Source organism: Psychrobacter sp. I-STPA10 (assembly GCF_021012795.1).
Lineage (GTDB): Bacteria > Pseudomonadota > Gammaproteobacteria > Pseudomonadales > Moraxellaceae > Psychrobacter.
Window position 1 is genome coordinate 1 of the sequence record NZ_VFYU01000004.1, and the last position, 21,372, is coordinate 21,372.

Annotated in this window: 15 protein-coding genes and 1 other RNA gene; 9 read left to right on the forward strand and 7 right to left on the reverse strand. The window is 40.7% G+C overall.

The genetic code is table 11. The features are described from left to right. The first annotated feature begins 406 nt into the window (after positions 1–406). Positions 407–601: non-coding RNA, 6S RNA (gene ssrS / locus FHK89_RS01870), on the forward strand. Between the two features lie 214 nt (positions 602–815). Here the strand turns inward: ssrS and FHK89_RS01875 are convergent. Then, positions 816–1,448 (reverse strand): FxsA family protein, encoded by a 633-nt coding sequence (locus FHK89_RS01875; protein WP_230656049.1) that lies wholly within the window; start codon positions 1,446–1,448, stop codon positions 816–818. A 286-nt stretch (positions 1,449–1,734) separates the two neighbouring features. On the opposite strand from FHK89_RS01875, the gene ruvC reads away from it, so the two are divergent. Continuing rightward, positions 1,735–2,319 carry a crossover junction endodeoxyribonuclease RuvC gene (ruvC, locus tag FHK89_RS01880; protein WP_230656051.1) on the forward strand — a complete coding sequence of 195 codons (585 nt, stop codon included), beginning with the start codon at positions 1,735–1,737 and terminating at the stop codon, positions 2,317–2,319. Between the two features lie 349 nt (positions 2,320–2,668). Here the strand turns inward: ruvC and FHK89_RS01885 are convergent, their stop codons facing one another. From FHK89_RS01885 to FHK89_RS01905, 5 genes are all read right to left on the reverse strand, one after another. Then, the gene (locus FHK89_RS01885; RefSeq protein ID WP_230656053.1) at positions 2,669–3,502 is read right to left on the reverse strand and encodes a DUF4377 domain-containing protein; all 834 of its coding nucleotides are present in this window, start codon (positions 3,500–3,502) and stop codon (positions 2,669–2,671) included. 313 nt (positions 3,503–3,815) lie between these two features. Then, positions 3,816–4,460 carry a glutathione S-transferase family protein gene (locus FHK89_RS01890; protein WP_230656055.1) on the reverse strand — a complete coding sequence of 215 codons (645 nt, stop codon included), beginning with the start codon at positions 4,458–4,460 and terminating at the stop codon, positions 3,816–3,818. Between the two features lie 272 nt (positions 4,461–4,732). Then, a complete protein-coding gene (locus FHK89_RS01895; RefSeq protein WP_230656057.1) occupies positions 4,733–5,371 on the reverse strand; it encodes a peroxiredoxin in 639 nt (212 codons plus the stop codon). Between the two features lie 319 nt (positions 5,372–5,690). Beyond that, positions 5,691–6,311, reverse strand: a complete 621-nt coding sequence (locus FHK89_RS01900; protein WP_230656059.1) for a GNAT family N-acetyltransferase — start codon at positions 6,309–6,311, stop codon at positions 5,691–5,693. Positions 6,312–6,357: 46 nt separating this feature from the next. Then, a complete protein-coding gene (locus FHK89_RS01905) occupies positions 6,358–6,768 on the reverse strand; it encodes a rhodanese-like domain-containing protein (RefSeq protein ID WP_230656061.1) in 411 nt (136 codons plus the stop codon). A gap of 196 nt (positions 6,769–6,964) precedes the next feature. On the opposite strand from FHK89_RS01905, the gene FHK89_RS01910 reads away from it, so the two are divergent. The 3 genes from FHK89_RS01910 to FHK89_RS01920 all read left to right on the forward strand — a co-directional run bounded on the left by FHK89_RS01910 (position 6,965) and on the right by FHK89_RS01920 (position 11,941). After that, positions 6,965–8,113 carry a CPBP family intramembrane glutamic endopeptidase gene (locus FHK89_RS01910; protein ID WP_230656063.1) on the forward strand — a complete coding sequence of 383 codons (1,149 nt, stop codon included), beginning with the start codon at positions 6,965–6,967 and terminating at the stop codon, positions 8,111–8,113. 116 nt (positions 8,114–8,229) lie between these two features. Beyond that, complete coding sequence (locus tag FHK89_RS01915; RefSeq protein ID WP_230656065.1) at positions 8,230–9,939, forward strand: molecular chaperone HscC; 1,710 nt, start codon at positions 8,230–8,232, stop codon at positions 9,937–9,939. A gap of 61 nt (positions 9,940–10,000) precedes the next feature. Beyond that, the gene (locus FHK89_RS01920) at positions 10,001–11,941 is read left to right on the forward strand and encodes a J domain-containing protein (protein WP_230656067.1); all 1,941 of its coding nucleotides are present in this window, start codon (positions 10,001–10,003) and stop codon (positions 11,939–11,941) included. A gap of 50 nt (positions 11,942–11,991) precedes the next feature. On the opposite strand, the gene FHK89_RS01925 is transcribed toward FHK89_RS01920, so the two are convergent. Then, positions 11,992–13,002 (reverse strand): alpha/beta hydrolase, encoded by a 1,011-nt coding sequence (locus FHK89_RS01925; protein WP_230656069.1) that lies wholly within the window; start codon positions 13,000–13,002, stop codon positions 11,992–11,994. Positions 13,003–13,368: 366 nt separating this feature from the next. On the opposite strand from FHK89_RS01925, the gene FHK89_RS01930 reads away from it, so the two are divergent. From FHK89_RS01930 to FHK89_RS01945, 4 genes are all read left to right on the forward strand, one after another. After that, positions 13,369–14,145 (forward strand): hypothetical protein, encoded by a 777-nt coding sequence (locus tag FHK89_RS01930; protein WP_230656071.1) that lies wholly within the window; start codon positions 13,369–13,371, stop codon positions 14,143–14,145. Positions 14,146–14,785: 640 nt separating this feature from the next. Then, complete coding sequence (locus tag FHK89_RS01935; protein ID WP_230656073.1) at positions 14,786–17,092, forward strand: TonB-dependent receptor; 2,307 nt, start codon at positions 14,786–14,788, stop codon at positions 17,090–17,092. 50 nt (positions 17,093–17,142) lie between these two features. Continuing rightward, on the forward strand, positions 17,143–19,689 hold the full coding sequence (locus FHK89_RS01940) for a leucine-rich repeat domain-containing protein (RefSeq protein ID WP_230656075.1): 2,547 nt from the start codon (positions 17,143–17,145) through the stop codon (positions 19,687–19,689). A 114-nt stretch (positions 19,690–19,803) separates the two neighbouring features. After that, entirely contained in the window at positions 19,804–21,240 is a 1,437-nt protein-coding gene (locus FHK89_RS01945) for a hypothetical protein (protein ID WP_230656077.1), read from the forward strand. The last annotated feature ends 132 nt before the right edge of the window (positions 21,241–21,372 follow it).

Consider the following 21,372-nt stretch of genomic DNA (forward strand, 5'->3'; position numbering starts at 1 on the left):
TAATAATACCTCACTCTCAACTTATTTTACTAATTTGATATATGACCCCTCCCATACCCTCCCCTTGAAGTAAGGGGAGGACTTAAAAGCCAGTTTCTCCCTCTTTTTTAAGAAGAAGGCTAGGAGGGGGTTGAAGTTGAGAGTGAGGTTAATAATAGAAATATAAGGTGCTAATTCTACCACAGAACAGCCATTTTTTATAAAATAGACACGTTTAGGCGACACAATATAGCGTCATCGCAGCGTGTGGGTAAAAATTTATCTATCAATTTAATTAATACATACAAAAAGATAGGTGATAATAATAAAATCAATAACAGAAACAATGGGTTGTTTTGATATGGCTAGCAAAACCCGTACCCATAAAGCAACAGTTGCAATTATGGTTATTTTTCGCTAACATAATATTAATCTGGAGTGTTCGCCAGTGGATGATATTCCCTGAGCCGATAATGTAACACATGGATGCGCTGACTACCGTTTTAACAGATAGGTCTGCGCTGCTTGCAGCGTTTCAGAAAATCTAATGAAGCGGTGACGTATCCGCCCTGAACTTCACGGTTCATGGGTTCCCATCCAACAGCGGCACTCTGGTGCTTATATTCAACGTATATATTAACCACAAAGTACCAATAAAAAAGCCCTTTATTTATAAAGGGCTTTTTTATTGGCTATACTATATCTATTTGTACAACTCAATTATTAACACTTTAATAACGCTACTAACGCTCTCTTAGCATCTATATACATAATCCAGAATTAGGATTTTTCTAAGCAAAAAGCCACCATTCATTGTAAATTGTTCATACAGATTCTTATTCATCATTGGCAGGTTTGGCAATTTTTTTGACATCTTTGGGTACAGGTTTGGCAGACCCATCAACGGTGGTATGCTGCTTAAACATATCGCCAAAGGAACTGGTATTACCGCCACTAGCACCACCAAATGGGTTTTGACCACCAAACGGATTGCTATCACCAAATGGGTTTTGTGCATTGCCACCCATGCCGCCCATACCACCAAATGGATTTTGTCCACCCATCTGTTTTGCCATCATCTCCATCATTTTTTGTTGATTGTTCATAACATAGTTGTTTGCCATCTCTTTAAGCTTTTTTTGCACAGGTGGCAAAATAACCAACAAGGCTAATATATCTGACAAAATACCAGGAATTAATAGCAAAAATCCAGCCACTGCCATAGCAACTGATTTAATGAGGGTATCTTCTGGAGGACGCATCGCAGGATTCATCATCCCACCCGCTTTCATTTGCTGTGCCATTGGGTTGAGTGTCGCTATACCACGGCGAAGTAAAGTTACCCCGATGATGGCTGCCACAACAAACCATGCAAATACCCACCAACCACTGATATACTGAGCAATCAGATACCACAGTAACATCTCAATGATAAACCATACGATGGCAATGCCAACTATCTGACCCATAAAACATCATCCTATATGTATTAAAAATAAAAAATTATCCATTAAAATCAATCAGGTTTGAAATGCTTACAAAATTATTTTCACAAACCCTTCATACCTATCATCTCTATAATCTTGTATATCCCATCATAATGTCAGTTTAACCACATCGTGCCATAACTGTCTATTATTTTTGCACTCTACTGCTATATATGGGGATAGCTTGTTATACTATCAAATAAAATAAGGATTTTTAAATTGATACTCAATGCTAAGTCATTAATATAGTAAATAATAGGTAACATATATGGCAATTATCATCGGTATTGACCCTGGCTCACGTATGACTGGCTATGGCATTATCCACCAAGCAGGTGACAAATTACGTTATCTAGACGCAGGAACTATTCGCACTGAAACTAAGCAGATGCCTGAGCGTCTCAAACGGATATTTAACGGCATCACTCGCATCACTGAATATCATCTTAAATATGCCAATGAGCCTATCCATGCAGCCATTGAACAAGTATTTATGGCAGAAAATCCCGATTCTGCCCTCAAACTTGGTCAAGCCCGTGGTGCTGCCATTGCAGCATTGGTTGCGCTTGATTTGGAAGTATCCGAATATACAGCACGTCAAATTAAGCAATCAGTCTGTGGCTATGGTGCTGCTAGTAAAGAGCAAGTACAAGAGATGGTATGCCGTATTCTACAGCTCGATGTCACCCCTCAAGCGGATGCCGCTGATGGTCTAGCATGTGCCATTTGTCATGCCCACTCTAGCCACTCAATGAACAAACTGTTAATGAATAACGCCTTGCGTGGTCGAGGCAGCTCTAAGAAAAAAGGACGCTGGCGACTTACTGAGGAGGATGTGGCTAATCTACGCTAGGGTCTGTTGAACATTCATCTTCATAGGAAAAATTGAGAAAAATTTGTCTTAGTCAAGGCAATGAACGCAGGTAGCTTTTGTTAATAACAGCAGGATATTAACCAGTTCATTAACGCAGAATAAGGCAAATTTAGCCAATTTTTACATGAAAGCAAAAAACAGCTGTATACCTTGTGGATATTAGCCTTACGGGGTGAAAGTTCAACAGACCCTAGTTTGAAGTATAAAAAAAGACGCTGACTATAAATTGGCAAACAGGTTACAGGTTACCAATTTATGCCGAGCGTCTTTTAGTTTTAAATGGCCTAAAACTTAAATCTTGATTGGCTTAATTCAACTCATGGCTTGCTTATTGTGCTACTGAACTTTCAATAACAGAGTCTAGTACATAAGCATACTGCTTACCTTTAACATGCGGTGCATTCACCACATAACGGGTCAATCGTAATACTTGATCGTTGCCTTGATTATGCTCATAACCCTCAATGGTGCCATTAAACAATTGCCATTGTCCTTGAGCGGTTTTTTGTCCTTGCTGATTATAGCTAAGTGGCTGAATTTGTAGGCAAGGTTTTGTGCCACCAAAACCATCTGCACACGTTTTAGTATTGCCTTTGACTGCCCAATATACTGTATCACCTTGCTGATTGTACTTCGCTTGTGCTGTTAGCTCACCTTGCCATGTCAATGTGGTATGATTCGCCGTCACTTGGGTCAAAATAGGCGTATTACCTGACTGCCAGCTTAACTGACTACTCCCTTGCATGAGTGTATTCAATAACCGTTCAGCTGAGTCTAAATCTTGGCACAGCATTTGGGTACTCATCACATCATTAACTTTTATGACATTATTTGCTAATTGATAACCAGCACCCATTGTATTACAGCCCACACTAAAATTGAGTAATTGGGTATTTTTTTGCTGAGTAAACTTCAACTGTACTTGATTTTTAATAGCAGTTAATGGCTTTAATTGTCGATTTTGAGAATCTGTCGCCTGCACCAATGTCCAGTTATAACGCTGTAACTCAGCTACAGTGATATTTTGTGACTGACTGACACTTGGCTGCGTGGCGGTTTGCTTGGTCTGATTACCTGTTTGGTTCATGGTATTTTGACACCCTGTAATGGTAGCGGCAGCAGCAATCATTGTTGTCAGCAATAAAGCTTTAGAATGTCTCATAATAAGACCTCCTCAAATAAAAAAGTGTTAAATTAAATTTTATTAGCCAATTAACTTTATCTGTAAACGATACCAGCAAAAGTAATAACACAACACTTTAAGCTTTAAGAATAGAAACCTATCTTCCACAGCATCAAGCGTTTTGTCACCTTTAACTAAAACTAAGTTAACCCCTAAAACTTTAGGGCGTGTTAACTATAAGTAGTCAAGTAGTCGTTTGGTTTTAATACAGATAAAGCTATTTGTTTAATACGCTGACTATAACGCTTTTTTGATTTATCTTTTATTTATCATTGTTATGAATGACGTATCTTTATGTTGCAGGATTCATTTTTTTTAAACCAAACTGTTCATTCATACGTTGATAGAATCGAGCCAGTCCTTCACCCTGTGCTGTGGGATCAACTTTAAGCACTTTACTAAAGTCTAATGCCAGATAAAGGACAATATCAGCATAGCTGAGCTGATTATCTACCAAATAATCTTGGTCTTTGAGCACATTTTCAAAATATGTTAGCGCATTTACTGCCCACTGTACGGATTTAGGCGCAAACTCAGGTACTTGATCAACCCGATGTGCTTTAGATGGGTGACTGTGTTGAAACGCCATCATCAATGGATACAATACTTCCAACTCTGCAGCGCGGCGCATTGAGCAGATTTTGGCACGTTGCACCACATCATTACCCATCACTGAACGCTCACCATAGACACGGTCAAGATATTCGCAAATTGCTTGTGAGTCATTTAATACTGTGCCATCTTCTAACACCAACACGGGCACAAGCTTTAGCGGATTAATCTTGGCAAACTCTTCACTCATCTGCTCCCCTTTAGAAAAATCCACCTCAATCACTTCAATATCATGAACTTCATCAATATTGATACCTTTGGCTGCCATAAGTATGATTGGTTTACGAGGGTTTGGTGCCATACGTGATAAATATAATTTTTTCATTACTGTTTCCTTTTGTTAGTTATTTGCTTGTTCCTTTACATTTGCATTGGCTTTACACTTGTACTGAAATTTTGTAGATATTCTGGGCTGTATAAACCCTAAATTTCTATCATTTTTCATCATAGCAAATGATTGAATAGGATTACTTAGTATAAACGTAAAAAAACCCTACAAAATATGTTTGTAGGGTTTTTTAATTTAAATAACACAGTTGTCTATCTATGTTAGAAAAAAAGACACCACTGTAGGTTATGAATACAGGTTCTTATATATTACTTATTAGGCGCAGGTGTTGTACGTAAATAAGGTTTGATTTCTGTATGCCCTTTAGGATAGTTGGCAGGGATATCTTCATTTTTCACACTGGGTGGAATAATCACATCATCACCATCTTGCCAATCTACTGGTGTGGCAATATTGTATTCATCAGATAGTTGTAGGGCATCAATCACTCGTAAGATTTCATTGAAATTACGACCACAGCTGGCAGGATAAGTCAGCGTTAAACGTACTTTTTTATTTGGGTCAATAATAAAGACGCTACGCACAGTTGCGGTATTATCTGCATTTGGGTGAATCATGTCATAAAGTTCAGCGACTTTACGATTTTCATCAGCAATGATTGGAAAGTTCATTTCTGTACCTTGTGTCTCGCCAATATCTTTACACCATTCTTTGTGGTCTTCAAGGTTATCGACTGAGATACAAATGGGTTTTACTCCACGCTTTTGAAATTCGCCATTGAGTGCAGCTGCACGACCAAGCTCAGTTGTACAAACTGGCGTAAAATCAGCAGGGTGTGAAAATAAAACTACCCAATTATCACCCGCCCACTCATGGAAATTAATATCCCCTTCAGTGGTTGCCGCATCAAAATTAGGGGCGGTGTCACCTAAACGTAAATGTGCCATAATTCATATCCTTGTTTTTGTGTTGTTTATTAGTAGTGGTTAACTATTAAGTAGAGTGACTAATCTATATAAGATAATTAACTATATATAGAATAAAAAGTAAATTAGTGATATTTATCAACTAATTGACTCATCAGCCCTACCAATCGCTACCTATACTACCAAACTTAATACAGGATAATATGTGAAGGTTTGCATATTCAATATTCTATTTTTGAATATTAGAAAGCTTGTACTGGCTAATTTTTGACTACCTTATTCTTGCGTAATTTTATTTTAGCAACAATGATATCTCCAATATCAGCATATCAATACGTTATCATTTAGCCAATACCATTAACTTTAGTCCTTGTTGTAATGGTTCGCCATTGTTACCATCTTCAGGGAATGGGACAGTCTTGCCTGTGAGTTGATAGCCCCGACGCTGATAGTAGGCAAGTAATTCGGGACGTTGCTCAAGCACGCTCATTTGTAATTGATAGGCTGGCTTGCCCTTGCCCTTGCCCTTGCCCTTGCCCTTGCTATCATTATGACCATTGCCGAGATGTCGGTGGGCAAAGGTTTCTACCGCTTGTAGTAAGGTATTACCCACCCCTTGCCCTTGATGCTCAGGGTGGACGGCAAACATACCAATATAGGCAATGGACAAATTTTCAGAGTTTTTTGTAGCAGGCTCAAACTTTACACCAATACATGCCAATATCTCACCTGTTTCAACGCCATCTCGCTGTCCATTATGCGTTTTGGGATAGACAAACAAATAGTGGTTGGCTTCATCTATAACTTGCTGTAGCTGCACTTGGGTAGTACGAATACCTGCTATTAGATGCGCTTCATTTGTCCAACCTTGGTCACTGCGATAGCATTGATTTAACAACACTTCGATAGCAGCAATGTCTGCATGAGTGGCAGTGCGTAAAAATACGGGCATAACGGACATAATAAATCACCTCTGCTGACTACTTGTAGTTTATACAACCAACCCATTAATCGTCTTGACTGTCCTCACTATCATCACTATTGTCATTGTCATCACTCACTTTGACCGCACCAGTCTCTGCCAAATCATCAAATCCACCTAAATTTTGCACATCAGTATAGCCTGCGTTCAATAATGACTGTCTGGCAATGCCTGCACGATGCCCCGAGCGGCAATACAATAATAAGGTATCATCTTTAGCATAGCCTTGGGTGGTGGCAAGACTAACGATGTCTTCATGCGGTAGATTGTCGGCACCCAGCACATGACCTGTGGCAAACTCTTCTGGACTACGCACATCTACCCATACTGTTTGGGCATAGGCAGTTAGGGTGGTACTGGTAATGGCAATCATACTACTGACTAACAGTGTACTTTTTAAGGCTTGTTTTAAAGCAGATGCTGTGGCTATTTTCATACCATTCTCCTGTGTTTACTAAATAGGTTTATCTATTTGATATTTATAGTTAATTTTTGCATAAGCACAAGGGTAAAAATACATTATTACACCTTGCCTATCCTCTGTATTATAAACGACAATACTAAACATTATGAGTATAAAATATTAATTTTAATCAATGGATTTATACGTTGATATCCAAACTGGGGCAAATATGAAAACAACTACTAAACAAAGCACCAATATTAATATCAATCCCCATCAATATACCCCTTATCCACTGATTAACTGGCTACGTCTGTATCGTCGTGCGACGATTCACCCCATTGTTGCTTGTATTTTGACTTTTGTTTGGTCGATAGTGGGTGGTTTTGCTTATATGCTCACTTTTTTGTTACCCCTTCCTGATAGTGATATTGGTCGTGGTTGGCTATTTTATACTGGTCCTATCCTACAGTTTATAACACAGTTACTGCTGTTATGGCTTTGGTGGCAAGGTTGGATCTGGCTACGTAGCAGAAAAAGCCAGTCACTACTTGGCAATCCACCAACAAAACCCTCAATAGACACTGCTAAGATGACACATTCTGCCAACCATAGTCATTCTGCTGGCATACCGCGGTATCTCACTCAACCTCGTATTGACTTTTTACAGCGCATTGGTTTGTCTCCACTCAGACCGATGTCTACAAAATATCGGCGTAAGCCTTATGGACGCTTACCAAAGTTTTTACTTGGAGCCGTATTAGGCTTTGTTAGTTTGAGTATCCCACTGATAATATTACTTGTTATTTATGGTAGTGAGGCGGTATATTTTACTAGCAATTTACCAGTACTTACTGGCTCTTGGTGGATACTACTGGCATTTACTCTGGTGATGTTTATCTTTCAAGGTGGCGTGGAAGAGGTTATCAGTCGTGGATTTTTATTGCCTGAGATTGCCAGCCGTTGGGGCGTCATTGCAGGGGTAATTGGCAATGCGTTGCTATTTGTGCTGTTTCACCTTGCCAATCCTGATTTGAACTGGATACCACTGCTGAATATTTTTTTGGCTGGAGTGCTATTCTCCTTGCTATATTTGCGTTTTAATAGTTTATGGGTCAGTATTGGCTTTCATGGGCTATGGAACTGGACACAAGCGAGTCTTTATGGCTTTGCGGTCAGTGGTATCGCCATGCCTGTGAGTGTGCTGAATGCCAACGTCAACCCTGACTTGCCAGCTTGGCTAACGGGTGGACACTTTGGGCTAGAAGGCAGTATATTAAGCTTGTTGGTACTGGCTGCGCTGATTGTGTGGTTATTGTGGTCGATACGTGGTTATAGCCACAATACGGCATCATTCAAAAACCATCGAACTATTTAATTTAGTTAACGTATGTAATAACATTTAAGTGACTTCAAATATTAAAATAAACTTAAAATCTAGCAAAAATAAAGTTAATATTACCTTTCTAACCTTGTGTATATTTGGATATTGTTATGATTATTGGCATTGACCTTGGTACAACCAACAGTTTGGTGGCTATTTGGCAAAACGGACAAGCCACCTTGATTCCTAACTCACTTGGTGAAAAACTAACACCATCGGTGGTGAGTGTTGATAAAGATGGGGCGATATTGGTCGGGCAATCTGCCAAAGAACGCTTAATTAGTCACCCCGAACAAACTGCCAGTGTGTTTAAACGCTTTATGAGCAGTCAAAAAAACTTCCGTTTGGGTACATCGCATCAATTTAGTGCAGAAGAATTATCTGCATTGGTACTAAAATCGCTCAAAGCCGATGCCGAAGCCTATTTGGGCGAGGTTGTGACTGATGCAGTGATTACCGTACCTGCCTATTTTAATGACCACCAACGTCAAGCCACCAAAAATGCGGCACAAATGGCAGGATTAACGGTACGCCGCCTACTCAATGAACCCACCGCTGCTGCCATGGCGTATGGACTACACGAACAAAACGATGATTGTAAATTTTTGGTGTTAGATTTAGGTGGTGGCACCTTTGATGTCACCTTGTTAGAGTTGTTCTCAGGCATTATGGAAGTGCGTGCCAGTGCAGGCGATAACAGCTTAGGCGGGGAGGATTTCACTGAGCTGTTAATACAAGGTTTTATTAAGCAGCAACAAGATACAGATGCTGCATTTTGGCAGCCTTATTTATCCTTATTGCATGGTGAAGCTGAAGCCTGCAAACGCAGCTTAACGCACAATAAACAAGCCACCATGTCCATCACCATTGATGAGACACTGTATTCGTGGCAAATAACGGATAGCAAATTTGAAAAATTATGTGAGCCTTTATTCCAACGCTTTCGTGACCCCATTGAGCGTGCCATTCGTGATGCTAAGCTACGCATTAAATCACTCGATGAGGTGGTGTTGGTCGGTGGCGCGACCCGTATGCCCGTGTTTCGTCAGTTAATGACCCGCTTACTAGGGCGGTTTCCTGCGGTCAATCTCAATCCTGATGAAACCATTGCCATTGGTGCAGCCATTCAAGCAGGTTTGGTAGCAGAAGATGCTGCCCTTGACGAAGTGATTTTGACCGATGTTGCTCCCTATTCTATGGGAGTTGATACCACGTTAGAAATCCGTGAAAATCAATATCAGCATGGGGTATTCTCCCCCATCATTGAGCGCAATACGGTAATTCCGACCAGTAAAGTACACACCTTTTATCCGATGCAGGATAATCAGACCGAAGTACAGTTTAATATTTATCAAGGCGAAGCACGGCTAACCCGTGACAATATTAAGCTTGGTGAATTAACGGTTGCCATTCCTGCCAGTCATCGTGGTAAAGCACGACAACTGCCCATTGATGTGCGCTTCTCTTATGATGTTAATGGTCTGCTTGAAGTCGATATTAATCTTAGCGACAGTCAAGAGAACTATAATCTGCTGATTCAAAATGGGGCAAAACAACTAAGCAGCAAAGAGATTGAAAACTCTCGTGATAAGCTTGCCAATCTAAAAACCCACCCACGTGACCAAGCACAAAACCGCAGTATTTTGGCTCGTGCTGAGCGTCTGTATGCACAGCGTCTTGGCTTTGAACGTGACCAACTTGCGCGCCTGATTGGGTGGTATGAGACGGTGTTAGATAGTCAAGACCCACAACAAATTCGTAAAGCCAATAGTGAGATTAGCAAAAGCTTAGAGCAGTTTGAACGTGATGACTGGTTTTAATGCTGGTTTTGGCAGTGGTTTTTGGCGCTATTTAGCAGCTATTGAATAATAGGTATGATTTATGAGTAATGACTCTTGTTGGCAAACACTGGGAATTGAGCCAACCAATGATGAATCGGTCATCAAAAAAGCCTATGCCAAACAACTCAAGCATAATAAACCTGATAAAAATCCTGAAGGTTTTCGGCAACTGCGCGCTGCCTATGAGCAAGCACTAGAAGCTCGCTATTGGTATGACTTTGCAGATGAAGAATATGATGATGAGTTTGATAATGAGTTTGGTGATGAGACAAACAATGCAGTTAGTGACGAGATTAGTGAAGATATAAACAATCATCTCAACAATAGCAATCCAGATAAGATAGCCTATGATGGTGATGGTATTGCTAACACTGACAATGTTTACACTCATATTGAGACAATAGATGACCGTTTATTAATTAATGAGCACAGCAGCCATCATCATAATGACCCTGCTGATAATGACAGTCCTGAGATTTATAATGCAACGCTAACTGACGATACCAACGCTGATTATCAAACCATTCCTAATACGGCTCACTGGCAACAAGCATGGCAACACATTGTTGCTAAGCAAACAACTTCCGATACCCCTTCTTATAGTTCGCTTGACCAACAGCTACAGCAATTATTAATTGAGCAATTAAATGAACTGCAACAGCAGCCGCTAGATATGCAAACTGAGTTTGAAGAGGATTTATTAATTTGGTTTTCTGAGCAATCAATTATCTTTGCTGACAGTTACCAATTGGCAAAATCACACTTTGCTTGGGACAAGCATCTCAATGAGTGGCAAAATTTTGAATATCCTTGGTTTCACTTATCCTATATTGATAGGCAATATCAACAGTTCACCAACTTTCAAACCCCTGGCAATTGGCTAAAATATTTAGCCAGTTATTATCCAGACGTTTATCAACATTGGGAGTTAAAGCCAAATGGAGAATTTCGTGCGCCCAATCGTTTGATATTTATGGATATCATGCATTTTCCTTATAAAATACAACCACTTGCAATACAGCTTGAAGCGCTAAATAACGAGCTACAAATATACCAACAACAAGAGAGCGAACAAGAATTTAAAATCAGCTCAAACTCTTCTGAGATGGCTGTGTTGACCGCCTCTTATTGGCTGGAACACCCACAAATGCAAGCGTTGAATCGTTGGACATTTGGGTGGGTGATACGCCCCTATGATTTTATCATTTTAGCAACGATAAGCATTGGGGTGCTGATGCTGATTTGTCTATTGGTTAATAGCCAGTGGCAGCAGCCGTATTTTTACGATGGCATTGGTGTATTTTTAACGATTGCCACCACCTATCTATTTTGGCAATTTTTAATTGGCTTTTTTGCACAACCACAGCGTTTTTTTCATAAAAATCACTTTGCTTATGGCTGGCTAGCGTCCAGTATTATGCTGTACCTTGTTTTTTATTCATTATGGATTCAGCTTACTGCTGATATCACAGCCAGCGACATGCTATATCAGCACACGGCAACTTATCTTGCCTGCCACCTTGCTGGGTTTAATTTATTTTTAGCCAGCAATAATCAAGAAGAAAACTCAGTCATTACCTTTCTTACTTGCAATTTTTCTTTATTATTGTTGGTTGCTGCACTCATATTGCCAGTCTTTACCACCATCATTACGTCAATGACACTTATTGATGAAGAGGCCATTGCCTTTAGCCCGATATTTTGGTTATTGCCTGTTGCCCCAACTTTAATTATTGCGGCGGGTGAAAGGCTGACAAAAATCCATTCTATTTTTGCTTTTATTGACAAAATTGGTTATTTCTTCTTAGGCATTTTAGCGCCGTGGGGTGTACTGTTGCTAAGTTTTATTATATACGCCTACTGTGTAGACATATTACCTGATATTCATTTTGGCTTTACTGCCATCGCTATTCTTATTTGTTTTGGCATACCTTTATTAGTCAATTACTTTATGACACTAAATAAGCATTTTAATACTTAGCTACTTTAACATTAGTCATTTAAAACCATCACAGTCTGCTCTCTTTACATTTAAAAATCACTGAGCATATCTAGTAACCCTGTATTAAACAATTGTCCATGTGACTGCTGATATACCTGATAGCTACACCTTGCTTTACTAGCTGCTGTGCTGTCCTGTTGATGGTTATGGTGATTTATTGTCTGCCAGTCACGACACAGCATGTTGCCAAAATCTTCTTTGCTATTGCTGTTTGCCTGACGCACCGCACTGTCACTAAATGTCAGCCGTAAATAGAGCATCTCATCTTGGGTAGACAGCTTTTGTTTTGCTGTTTGGTACTGCTTAATAATTTCACCCTCTTGCCACCATAGCGAGGGGTCAACACTGTAATAACGATTAAATGCCTCAGGGTGGTGGAACAAAGTATATAACACAAATAAACCACCATAAGAGTGTCCCCACAATGCTTGCTGACTTGGTGTATACCCAAGCTGCTCATTGACCCACGGTTTAATTTTGCTTTGTAACTGCTGATAAAATTGCTCTGCACCGCCATTAAGCCGTTCTCTATTTTGCTCTTTAAATGCCTGAGCCATTGCCAAATTATCTGTACCACCTTGTCCCTCAGTTTCCTTTATTTTACTTAAAATCGGCGGTGTGTAGTCATACGCTCTGGCAGCCACATCAAAGCGATACGGGGTTTGATAGCCAATAAATACTAAAACAGGCGGTGTGGACTGCGCTGATGCTTGGCTAATTGCTGCTAACTGATTTGAATCCAAATCATCAAGCACGCCATTACCATCAAGCATATATACCACAGAGGTAGCTGCATGAGGCTGGGGTTGAGATTGAGAGTTGGACGGATTCGATTTTAGGCTGTTTGGAATACCTAGCCATACTTGATAATGGCGGGGTTTGGCATACACCTCATCACCTTTGGCAACCAAAGTAGCAGCAGGGGCAGGGGCAGAAAATTGCTGGGTAACAAAGTGATACCCTGAAACAGGGTCATGTAGCAGACTCATGTCTATGGGGGTGGTCAAATCTGGCTTAGCAAAGCTAGGTTGAGTCATCATAATTGTGCTAGATAAAAAGATAGATAATGATGAAAGAAGTGAGAGAATGGGTGCATAAGATTTTATCATAAGACAATCCAGATAAATAAAAATAAACAATATATTTAAATATTACTTAATATATAAAACCATTAACAAAATGCTAAATAATAAAAAGTTATTGTTTATAATAATTCCCAATATTTTAAAAATACTATAAACTATTGTTTATAAACAATAAATTAATTACACAAACGCTAAAAACAGACATTGACAGCCACTTTTTTTAGGATAATAATAAGACAAATAGTTATTATTATCAATATATTAGCATGGTTAATCACCATGCTTTTATATTTTCATTCACTTCTCATTAAGGTTTTTATAATGACTAAAATGACAGCTAAACTTTCTAAAAGTCTACCAATTGTTGCCCTATCTGTGACCGCATTCACCGCCACCTTAGGTTTAAGCGGTTGTAATAACGCCACTGCATTAGAAAATGCTACCGTTGTGCAAACCAGCAAAACCATACCTACCGCGATTGCACAAACCAATAGTCAATATGCTAATCAGCGTTTTTTAACCATTAATAATCAAAACATGCCTATTAGTGAAACTTCGGCTCGATTATTAACGACGCCAACAGGTAATGCGCCTGCGCTTGTTAGTGATATTTATGCAGGTAAAGCCAATGTTGCTGTTCCAGGCTATAAGATTATGGTCATTAACCGCACCAGTTCACTCGCTGCTGAAGGAAGAGTGCGTGATGGTAAAATTATTGATAATCGCATGATTCATCGAGGTAGCAAATCACTGATTGGCATCCCTGTAGTGAATAATCAACCACAGCTTAACCGTGCTGTATTACTTGACTTTGATGTGATTTATGACGACCCAAATCAGCCATTGGCAGAGGGTGAAGTGGTCAAGCCACGTGGTGAAAAATTGACTAAAAACGATGTGCCAGTCACTAACAAGCAAGTGCGGGTGCAGTCTTTGACCCTACCTAACTTTGCCAGTGGCGAAAATGCAGGTGGTGGTATTGTGTTTGAAGCCAGTGCTACGGTCAATGGTCAGCCTATCAAGACAGGGGCAAACAGTGCTTTCCAAATTTTTGATACTGCCACACCTGATAATGCACGTGGCTTTGGTTTAGATTAATCACTATTTAGTTTAATAATCTTTTACTGATATACCATTATAAACAACGCCACTCTCAACTTTAGTTTCTAAAGTTATATATAACCCCTCCCAAGCCCTCCCCTTGAGTTAAGGGGAGAGCTTAACAGACAGTTCCTCCCACTTTTTTAAGTGAGAGGTTAAAAAAAGGGGGATAGTTTGAATGTTTTGAAAGTAATGTTTTGAAAGTGACGTGCTAACAGTATTATCAAAGCTATCCCATGACATCAAGTTTGGGATAGCTTTTTTATTTTGCTGTAGCTTTACCCTGTCAACTGTCATTATGGTTATTATGGTTATTATGGTTATTATGGTTATTATGGTTATTATGGTTATTATGGTTATTATGGTTATTATGGTTATTATGGTTATTATTTTATTAAGTAATAGCCTACAGACATATTAATATAGACTATATATCACTGTTATTAATCAGTTTTTTTGCCCTAATTTTCTAAAATATGGTTGTAATGTTATATTATTGCATTTATAATCAGGTTGCTAAATTGTTATGTTATATCATTTATATTCTACACAGATATTGCTTTGATGACATTGTTCTATACAAAGTTCATTGTTCATCAAAGCACCACAATTAAACTGACATATTAGGAGTGAGACTTTGCTACCTTTTGGCTATTTACACCGACCTACCCCATTGGCTTTGGCAATGACGGCATGCACAACAGTGACAGCCATGACTGTGGGTATTCTTCCTTCTATGGCATTGGCACAAACCAGCGACAATATAGAAGTGTATCTTCCATCTACCACCGTTGATACCATCGTGGTCACCGCCAGCCCACTACAAGCTCAGGCAGGTGAGATGGCAACGGCAACCAGTATTTTGACCGAAAGCGACCTTGAGCAACAGCCCGCCAGCACGTTGGGCGATATGATTGCTGGTGAAGCGGGTGTGTCTTCAGATACTTTTGGACAAGGGGCAAGTCGTCCGATTATTCGTGGGCAAACAGCACCAAGAGTCGCTGTGGTACAAAATGGCTTGACGGTACAAGATGCGTCACAAATTTCGCCAGACCATCAGGTGTCTGTACCTGTGGTTGGGGCAAAGCAAGTGGAGGTGATTAAAGGCACTTCGGCATTGATGTATGGTGGCGGCGCCATTGGTGGGGTGGTGAATGTGGTTGATGACAGCATTCGCAGTAGCCTACCCCCTGCCCGTTTTAATGGTAAAGCAACTGTGGTTGGGCAGCAGGCAACTGATGGCTATTTGGCTTATGGTGAACTGGTTGGCAGTATTGGTGATATTGTGCTGACCAGTAGTGTGCAAAAGACTGACCAAGGTAATATTCAAGTACCGCATTGGGATACCAAAGAGATTAATAACAGTTGGTACACCCAAGATAATGCCAGTGTTGGGGCGTCTTATGTGCTAGATGATGGCAGTTATTTTGGCGCATCATACCAAAAGCAAGCGTCCGAATATGGTCTACCTTTTCATGTGCATAATCAATGTAGCCCTGACAAAAACAACCAAACCAAACTAAGCTGTGCAGGTGGACATCATCACCATCATGAACACGGTCAGCCCCCCTATGTCGATTTAAAATCCAATGTCTATCAGCTTTATGGTGAAAAGCAAACACCGATGATTGGGGTAGATAAGGTCACTGCCAAAGCCAGCTATACTGATTACAAACATGATGAGATTGATGAGGGCGTGGCAGGAACAACCTTTGCTAATAAAGCGTTAAGTGGTCGAGTCGATGCTACCCATGCGACATTTAAGACAGGCAATTTGGGCTTTATGAAAGGAATTGTTGGCGTTGATCTCAATCGCAGTGAGTTTTCAGCAGTGGGCTTAGAAGGCTATCTGCCCAAAACTGATAGTAAGCAAATGGGGATATATTTTGTTGAGCGTTTAGCCCCGACTTATTATGCCAGCGATATTAATAACAGCAACGAAGATAAATTTGCCAATAACAACAGCGATAACAACCACGTCGGGCACAGCCATTCTGTTCAAAATACCACCGCACCGGCTGATAATAAACTTGCTTTGCCTGCAAACCAAGCACCGTGGTATGTGGAATTTGGTGGACGCCAAGAGTTTAAAGATATCAAAGATACCCAAAATAACATCAGTAAGTCTTTTTCAGGCACTTCTGTAAGCGTTGAGGGCGGCAAATATCTTAGCCCCAATAGCCAAATATCAGCACGCATTAGCCATACGCAACGCTTGCCTGCCCCTCAAGAGCTGTTTGCTGATGGCGCGCATTTAGCAACCAATACATGGGAGCGGGGTAATCTGAATCTCAACCCTGAAAAAACCAATGGCGTAGAGCTGACCTATCGCTTTAACAATCGTAATACCAATCAAACAGCAAGCAATACTAACTCTAACAACCGTTCGGGTTTTGATGCCAGTGTCACCGGATTTTATAACCAGACTGATGATTATATCTATGCCAAAACCCAAGATGTGGTGACCTCTGGAGAATCAGCAGGCTTTAAACTGGTAGATTATAGTCAAACAAACGCTAAGCATTATGGCGGTGAAGTCAAAGCCCGCTACCATTTTAATAATATGTTGAGTGTTGGTGGTTTTGCTGACTTGGCATTGATTGAGCTTGAAGACAACAGTTTACAGCGTAAATATGCGCCGCGCCTAGTTGCACCTAGAGTTGGTGGCGATATTACCGCCCAAGTTGGGCAGTTTGACATGGTGCTATCAGGTTATCACCGCTTTGAGCAAGATAAGATTGCCGATTTTGAGACCAAAACCCCTAGCTATAACATGTTAGATGCCAAATTAGTCTATCACAGTCCCAGTGTGCATGATTACACTGCCTTTGTGAAGGTATCAAACATCTTAAATGAGCTGGCATATAACCACGCTTCATATTTAGTAGAGCATGTGCCCATGCCTGAGCGTTCAGTCAATGCAGGGATTACTTATCGTTTTTAGTGATTTGTTTAATTGTCTATCTACTCATATCAAAATTATAGGAAATTATGATGACATTTCGCCATTCTATTTTATATCGCTCATTAGCCTTTGCCATGACTGCAACCCTTGCCAGTGTTAGCTTGACAGGCTGTGGCGGTAGCGCAGATGAACGTAAAGAAAGTTTGTATGCTCCCAGTCATGACCACCATCATGACCATGACCACGATGGACACGAACATGACGGACACGACCATGACCATGACCACGATGGTCACGAACACGATGGACACAACCATGACCATGATGGACATGATTATGGTGATGCGGCAGGCTCAGTTAGTGCAAATAAACGCTATCCTTATAAAGGCAATTATCCTTTATCTGCGCGCGCACTCACCCCTAATAGACTGTTAGCATTTTCTAAACTCACCAGTAATCCAGCCCTTCCCGTTATCATGGGCATGGCGAATCAACAGCCTTATTATGCCGTCAATATTACCGATGAAAGTATTACCAATCCTATCAAACCATTAGATGATTGGATTGCTGATGCCAATGTGGTAGATATGGTCAGTCTTGGACTGTTGGTGTATGTGCTTGATGATAAAAACCGCTTATCTACCTTTGGCAGTCATGGCGACCATTTTCATGGACATGGCAATCCCAGTACCTTAACCACAGTAGCAACAAACAGCCACTTAAGCCTTGTTACCAATCCCAATCAAAAATTGCCTTATATTTTTGACAGCACCCAAGGGCAGCTATTGCAAGTTGTGCAAGACAAAAATTTTAATAGTCAAGCGGTAGCAACCAATATCGGCGGTCAGCAGTCAATTTTAGACTTTACCCCAGAGCATGTGACATGGGTCGGTGCGATGGTCGATGAAACAGTCAAAAAAGAAACCCTTGCTCACCACCCAGACTCTGGTACACAGTTTGACAACTTAGAGCAAGGACGCTGGGTTGTGGCAGGTAAAACCAATGCAGGTGAACAGAAACTGGCAGTAATCAAAGCCAATCGTGTAGGCAATGCGCCGCTTACAAAGGCTGATATCATTAGTAGTACCACCGTTGATTATCCCATTACTGCGTTAGCCAGCAGTGCCAATCATCGTTATGCCGTCATTGTCAGCGATACTGATAATGATGCAAAAGACAAATTAACCTTTTTAGACAGTGGGCTATATTTACAATCGCATGGCGACCACAGTGACCCTGTGATTGCACCACCGAATTGGTCACCGCAAACCATCAAAAAACCCAATCCAATGCCAAGTAGCTATCGCAATAGCCTTGAAAAATACAGCACCAGTTCAGCGATTGCCTTTGCGGGCGATAACAATACAGCTGCTGGATTTGTGGTGTTTGATGAGCATGAATTGGGGCACTCAAAAGCCATCGACTATCATCAATTAACTGACATTAAAACCGCTGGCAAGCCTACTCAAACCCATATTGTTGTTGAACCCACAGGCTCACAAGTATTGGTGGCAATTTCAGGTCAGTTATTAGGATATGAGAAAAAAGAGGGGCATTATCAACAGCTTAAGCAAACTGCGCTCACTTGCTCTACCCCACAATCATTGTTATCGCACCGCAATGGCACGCTACTTAGCTGTGATGATGGCTTATACGATGTGCAGTTGGGCTATGACAAAGCGCAATTAAAAACATTGGCATTTAAAGACGCCGGCATTGATAACCAATCATTGCTTGATAGCCTGCAACATGCCCCATCAACGGTTGAATTTGATTATAACAATCCCAGCCCAGCCAACGTACAAAAATATCTGGCAGGCGTGACAACCTTAACCTTATATGATGACAGCAATCCTTTACAGCTCAACGGTTTACAGTATTTTACTGGGGTTAAAGAGTTGTATTTAGATTATGCCCCTGTGCCTGATACCTCATTGATTGTCAGTAAATTCCCTAATCTTGAAACCTTAAGTGTGGCGGGTACAGGTATTCGTAACTATGACTTTTTGGCACAACTGCCCAAGCTTACCAATATCAATTTATCTGATAACTTTATTGACCATGCAAAGGAAAATGCAGCGACAGACGATACAGCAACAAAACCTGAGCAACCCGCCACTGATTTAAGCTTTTTAAGTCGTTATCCCAACTTAACTCACGTTGCCGCTGATGCCAATAATGTCAAAGACATGCACTTTGTCAAAAGTTTGCCCAAACTAAAAGTGCTAAACCTTAACTACAACAGCATCAGCGATGCCAGTGCCCTATCAAGCCTAAACCATTTAACCGAGCTTGGCTTGATGGAAAACAAACTCACCACCTTACCAACATTGAGCCAAAACGCTGAGTTAACAACGGTATATTTAACGGGCAATAAATTAACCAATTTATCCGCCTTTGCTAACTTGCCCAAATTAGAGCTTATCAAAGCCGATTATAACCAAATCAATAGTTTGGCAACCTTAGTACAAGTGCCAATGCTCAAAACCTTAGAATTGGCGTCCAATCAATTGACTGATAATAGCAAGGCTGATATTGACCGCTTGGCTCAGGCAAATACCCACACAACCATTACTATCTATGGTAACCCTGTTGCTAAGACTTATGGAAAAGATGTCATTGGTGGCAAATCATAGATTTTATATTCAACAATGTGCAAGGAATACAGTTGTTTATAACCAGCAGATTTAAAAACTGGCATTAAAAAACTAGCACTAAAAAACTGGTTCACCAACAAAAAGGAGCGTATCATGTTAAACACCGTTTTAAATAACCTATTGAATAAACCGCTTAAGCATAAATTACTTAAGCAAAACCCACTTACCAAAGCCATTGTCTTTGCCTTATTTGGTGGCTTAACCATCAGCACATTAACCGCTTGTGGCTCATCAGATGACCGAGCCAATGCGGCTGCCAATCAAGCACATCATCATGACCATGACCACCATCACGAACATGATGATAAAGTCGATGCTGAAGTGGCACAAGGTCGATTGTTTATCGCTGACCACGATAACAACAAAGCTTATGTGTATAGCCTTGCGCAAAACAAGATTATTCAAACCCTTGATGACACAGGACATATTGACACCCTACAAACCAGCCCACAAGGTAAATATGCCCTAGCATTAAACCGTGAAGACAATAAAGTGAGCTTTTATCACAGTGGTTTACGGGTCGAAGACCACGGTGACCACAGCCATAACTATGCAAACGAAGTCCGTAAAGTCTTACTTCAGCTTAACTATGCCACCCCCAATCACTATCAAATACATGGTAAACAAGCAGGGTTATTCTTTGATGGTAAAGGGGAAAAAGGCAATCCTGTGGACAAATTTGTTGAGCCAGCAGGCTTTGCCCTTATCACTGATAGCGACATAGATGCAGGCAAACTACCTTATCAAAAACTTACCCCCAACATGCATGGCACAGCAGAGGCTCAAGGCGATTATGTCATTACCACCGCTCGCCTAGAAAGTACAGGCAGCTCGCTTGCCGATAGAGTCGTGGTCTATCAACAGCACCATGACCATTATCACAAGCATCAAGATCTACCCACCGCTTGCCCAAGCCTGCATGGTAGCGGTAGCGCAGGTGATTACAGTGTCTTTGCCTGTGGTGATGGTGTGGTCAGTGTCCATAAAGTAGGTGATAAATTTACCTCAGAAAAACTACCAAACCCAATGAGTATCGCCAATGCCCAATGTCAGCGTCCCAACCGACCTGCCAGCCCTGCTCGTATCGGCTCATTTGCCACCAGTCCACACCATGAGTTTTTGGTGGGTACTGCCTGTGGTCAGCCACACTTAATCAACCCCACTACCAAAGCCTTTACCCCCATCACTTGGACAAGCGATGCCAGCCGCAAAGTATTAAGCTATGAATTTGACAGTAGTGGCAACTATCTATTGTTGCTTGATGACTTAGGTAAAGTCACCATTTTGGACGTTGCACAAAACTTTAAACCCATCAAAACCCTTGATGTCATCGCAAATAGTGTTGCTGATGGTGGACATGGTGGACCGGCACTGGTGGTCAATCCCAATAGCGATAACGTCTATGTACTAGATGCCAGCAAAAAGCAAATTGTGGTCATTGACCCCAAAACAGCCAGTTTAAAACCTGCGATTGGTTTAAACTTTACGCCCTCAGAGATAACATGGTTTGGCGTGAAGAAAGAAAAATAACAACAATAAATAAAAATAAAAGTAACTTAAAAATAATAATAAACAATTCTAACAATGAAAAAATTAACCAGCTCTCGGGCTGGTTTTTTATTGCTTAGAACCTGTATTCACAACCAACAATGGTCGCTTTTT

Coding starts and splice junctions, on each gene's coding strand:
- FHK89_RS01875 (WP_230656049.1), bottom strand. CDS start 1,448: ATGGGTCAGATAGTTGGCATTGCCATCGTATGGTTTATCATTGAGATG.
- ruvC (WP_230656051.1), top strand. CDS start 1,735: ATGGCAATTATCATCGGTATTGACCCTGGCTCACGTATGACTGGCTAT.
- FHK89_RS01885 (WP_230656053.1), bottom strand. CDS start 3,502: ATGAGACATTCTAAAGCTTTATTGCTGACAACAATGATTGCTGCTGCC.
- FHK89_RS01890 (WP_230656055.1), bottom strand. CDS start 4,460: ATGAAAAAATTATATTTATCACGTATGGCACCAAACCCTCGTAAACCA.
- FHK89_RS01895 (WP_230656057.1), bottom strand. CDS start 5,371: ATGGCACATTTACGTTTAGGTGACACCGCCCCTAATTTTGATGCGGCA.
- FHK89_RS01900 (WP_230656059.1), bottom strand. CDS start 6,311: ATGTCCGTTATGCCCGTATTTTTACGCACTGCCACTCATGCAGACATT.
- FHK89_RS01905 (WP_230656061.1), bottom strand. CDS start 6,768: ATGAAAATAGCCACAGCATCTGCTTTAAAACAAGCCTTAAAAAGTACA.
- FHK89_RS01910 (WP_230656063.1), top strand. CDS start 6,965: ATGAAAACAACTACTAAACAAAGCACCAATATTAATATCAATCCCCAT.
- FHK89_RS01915 (WP_230656065.1), top strand. CDS start 8,230: ATGATTATTGGCATTGACCTTGGTACAACCAACAGTTTGGTGGCTATT.
- FHK89_RS01920 (WP_230656067.1), top strand. CDS start 10,001: ATGAGTAATGACTCTTGTTGGCAAACACTGGGAATTGAGCCAACCAAT.
- FHK89_RS01925 (WP_230656069.1), bottom strand. CDS start 13,002: ATGATGACTCAACCTAGCTTTGCTAAGCCAGATTTGACCACCCCCATA.
- FHK89_RS01930 (WP_230656071.1), top strand. CDS start 13,369: ATGACTAAAATGACAGCTAAACTTTCTAAAAGTCTACCAATTGTTGCC.
- FHK89_RS01940 (WP_230656075.1), top strand. CDS start 17,143: ATGACATTTCGCCATTCTATTTTATATCGCTCATTAGCCTTTGCCATG.
- FHK89_RS01945 (WP_230656077.1), top strand. CDS start 19,804: ATGTTAAACACCGTTTTAAATAACCTATTGAATAAACCGCTTAAGCAT.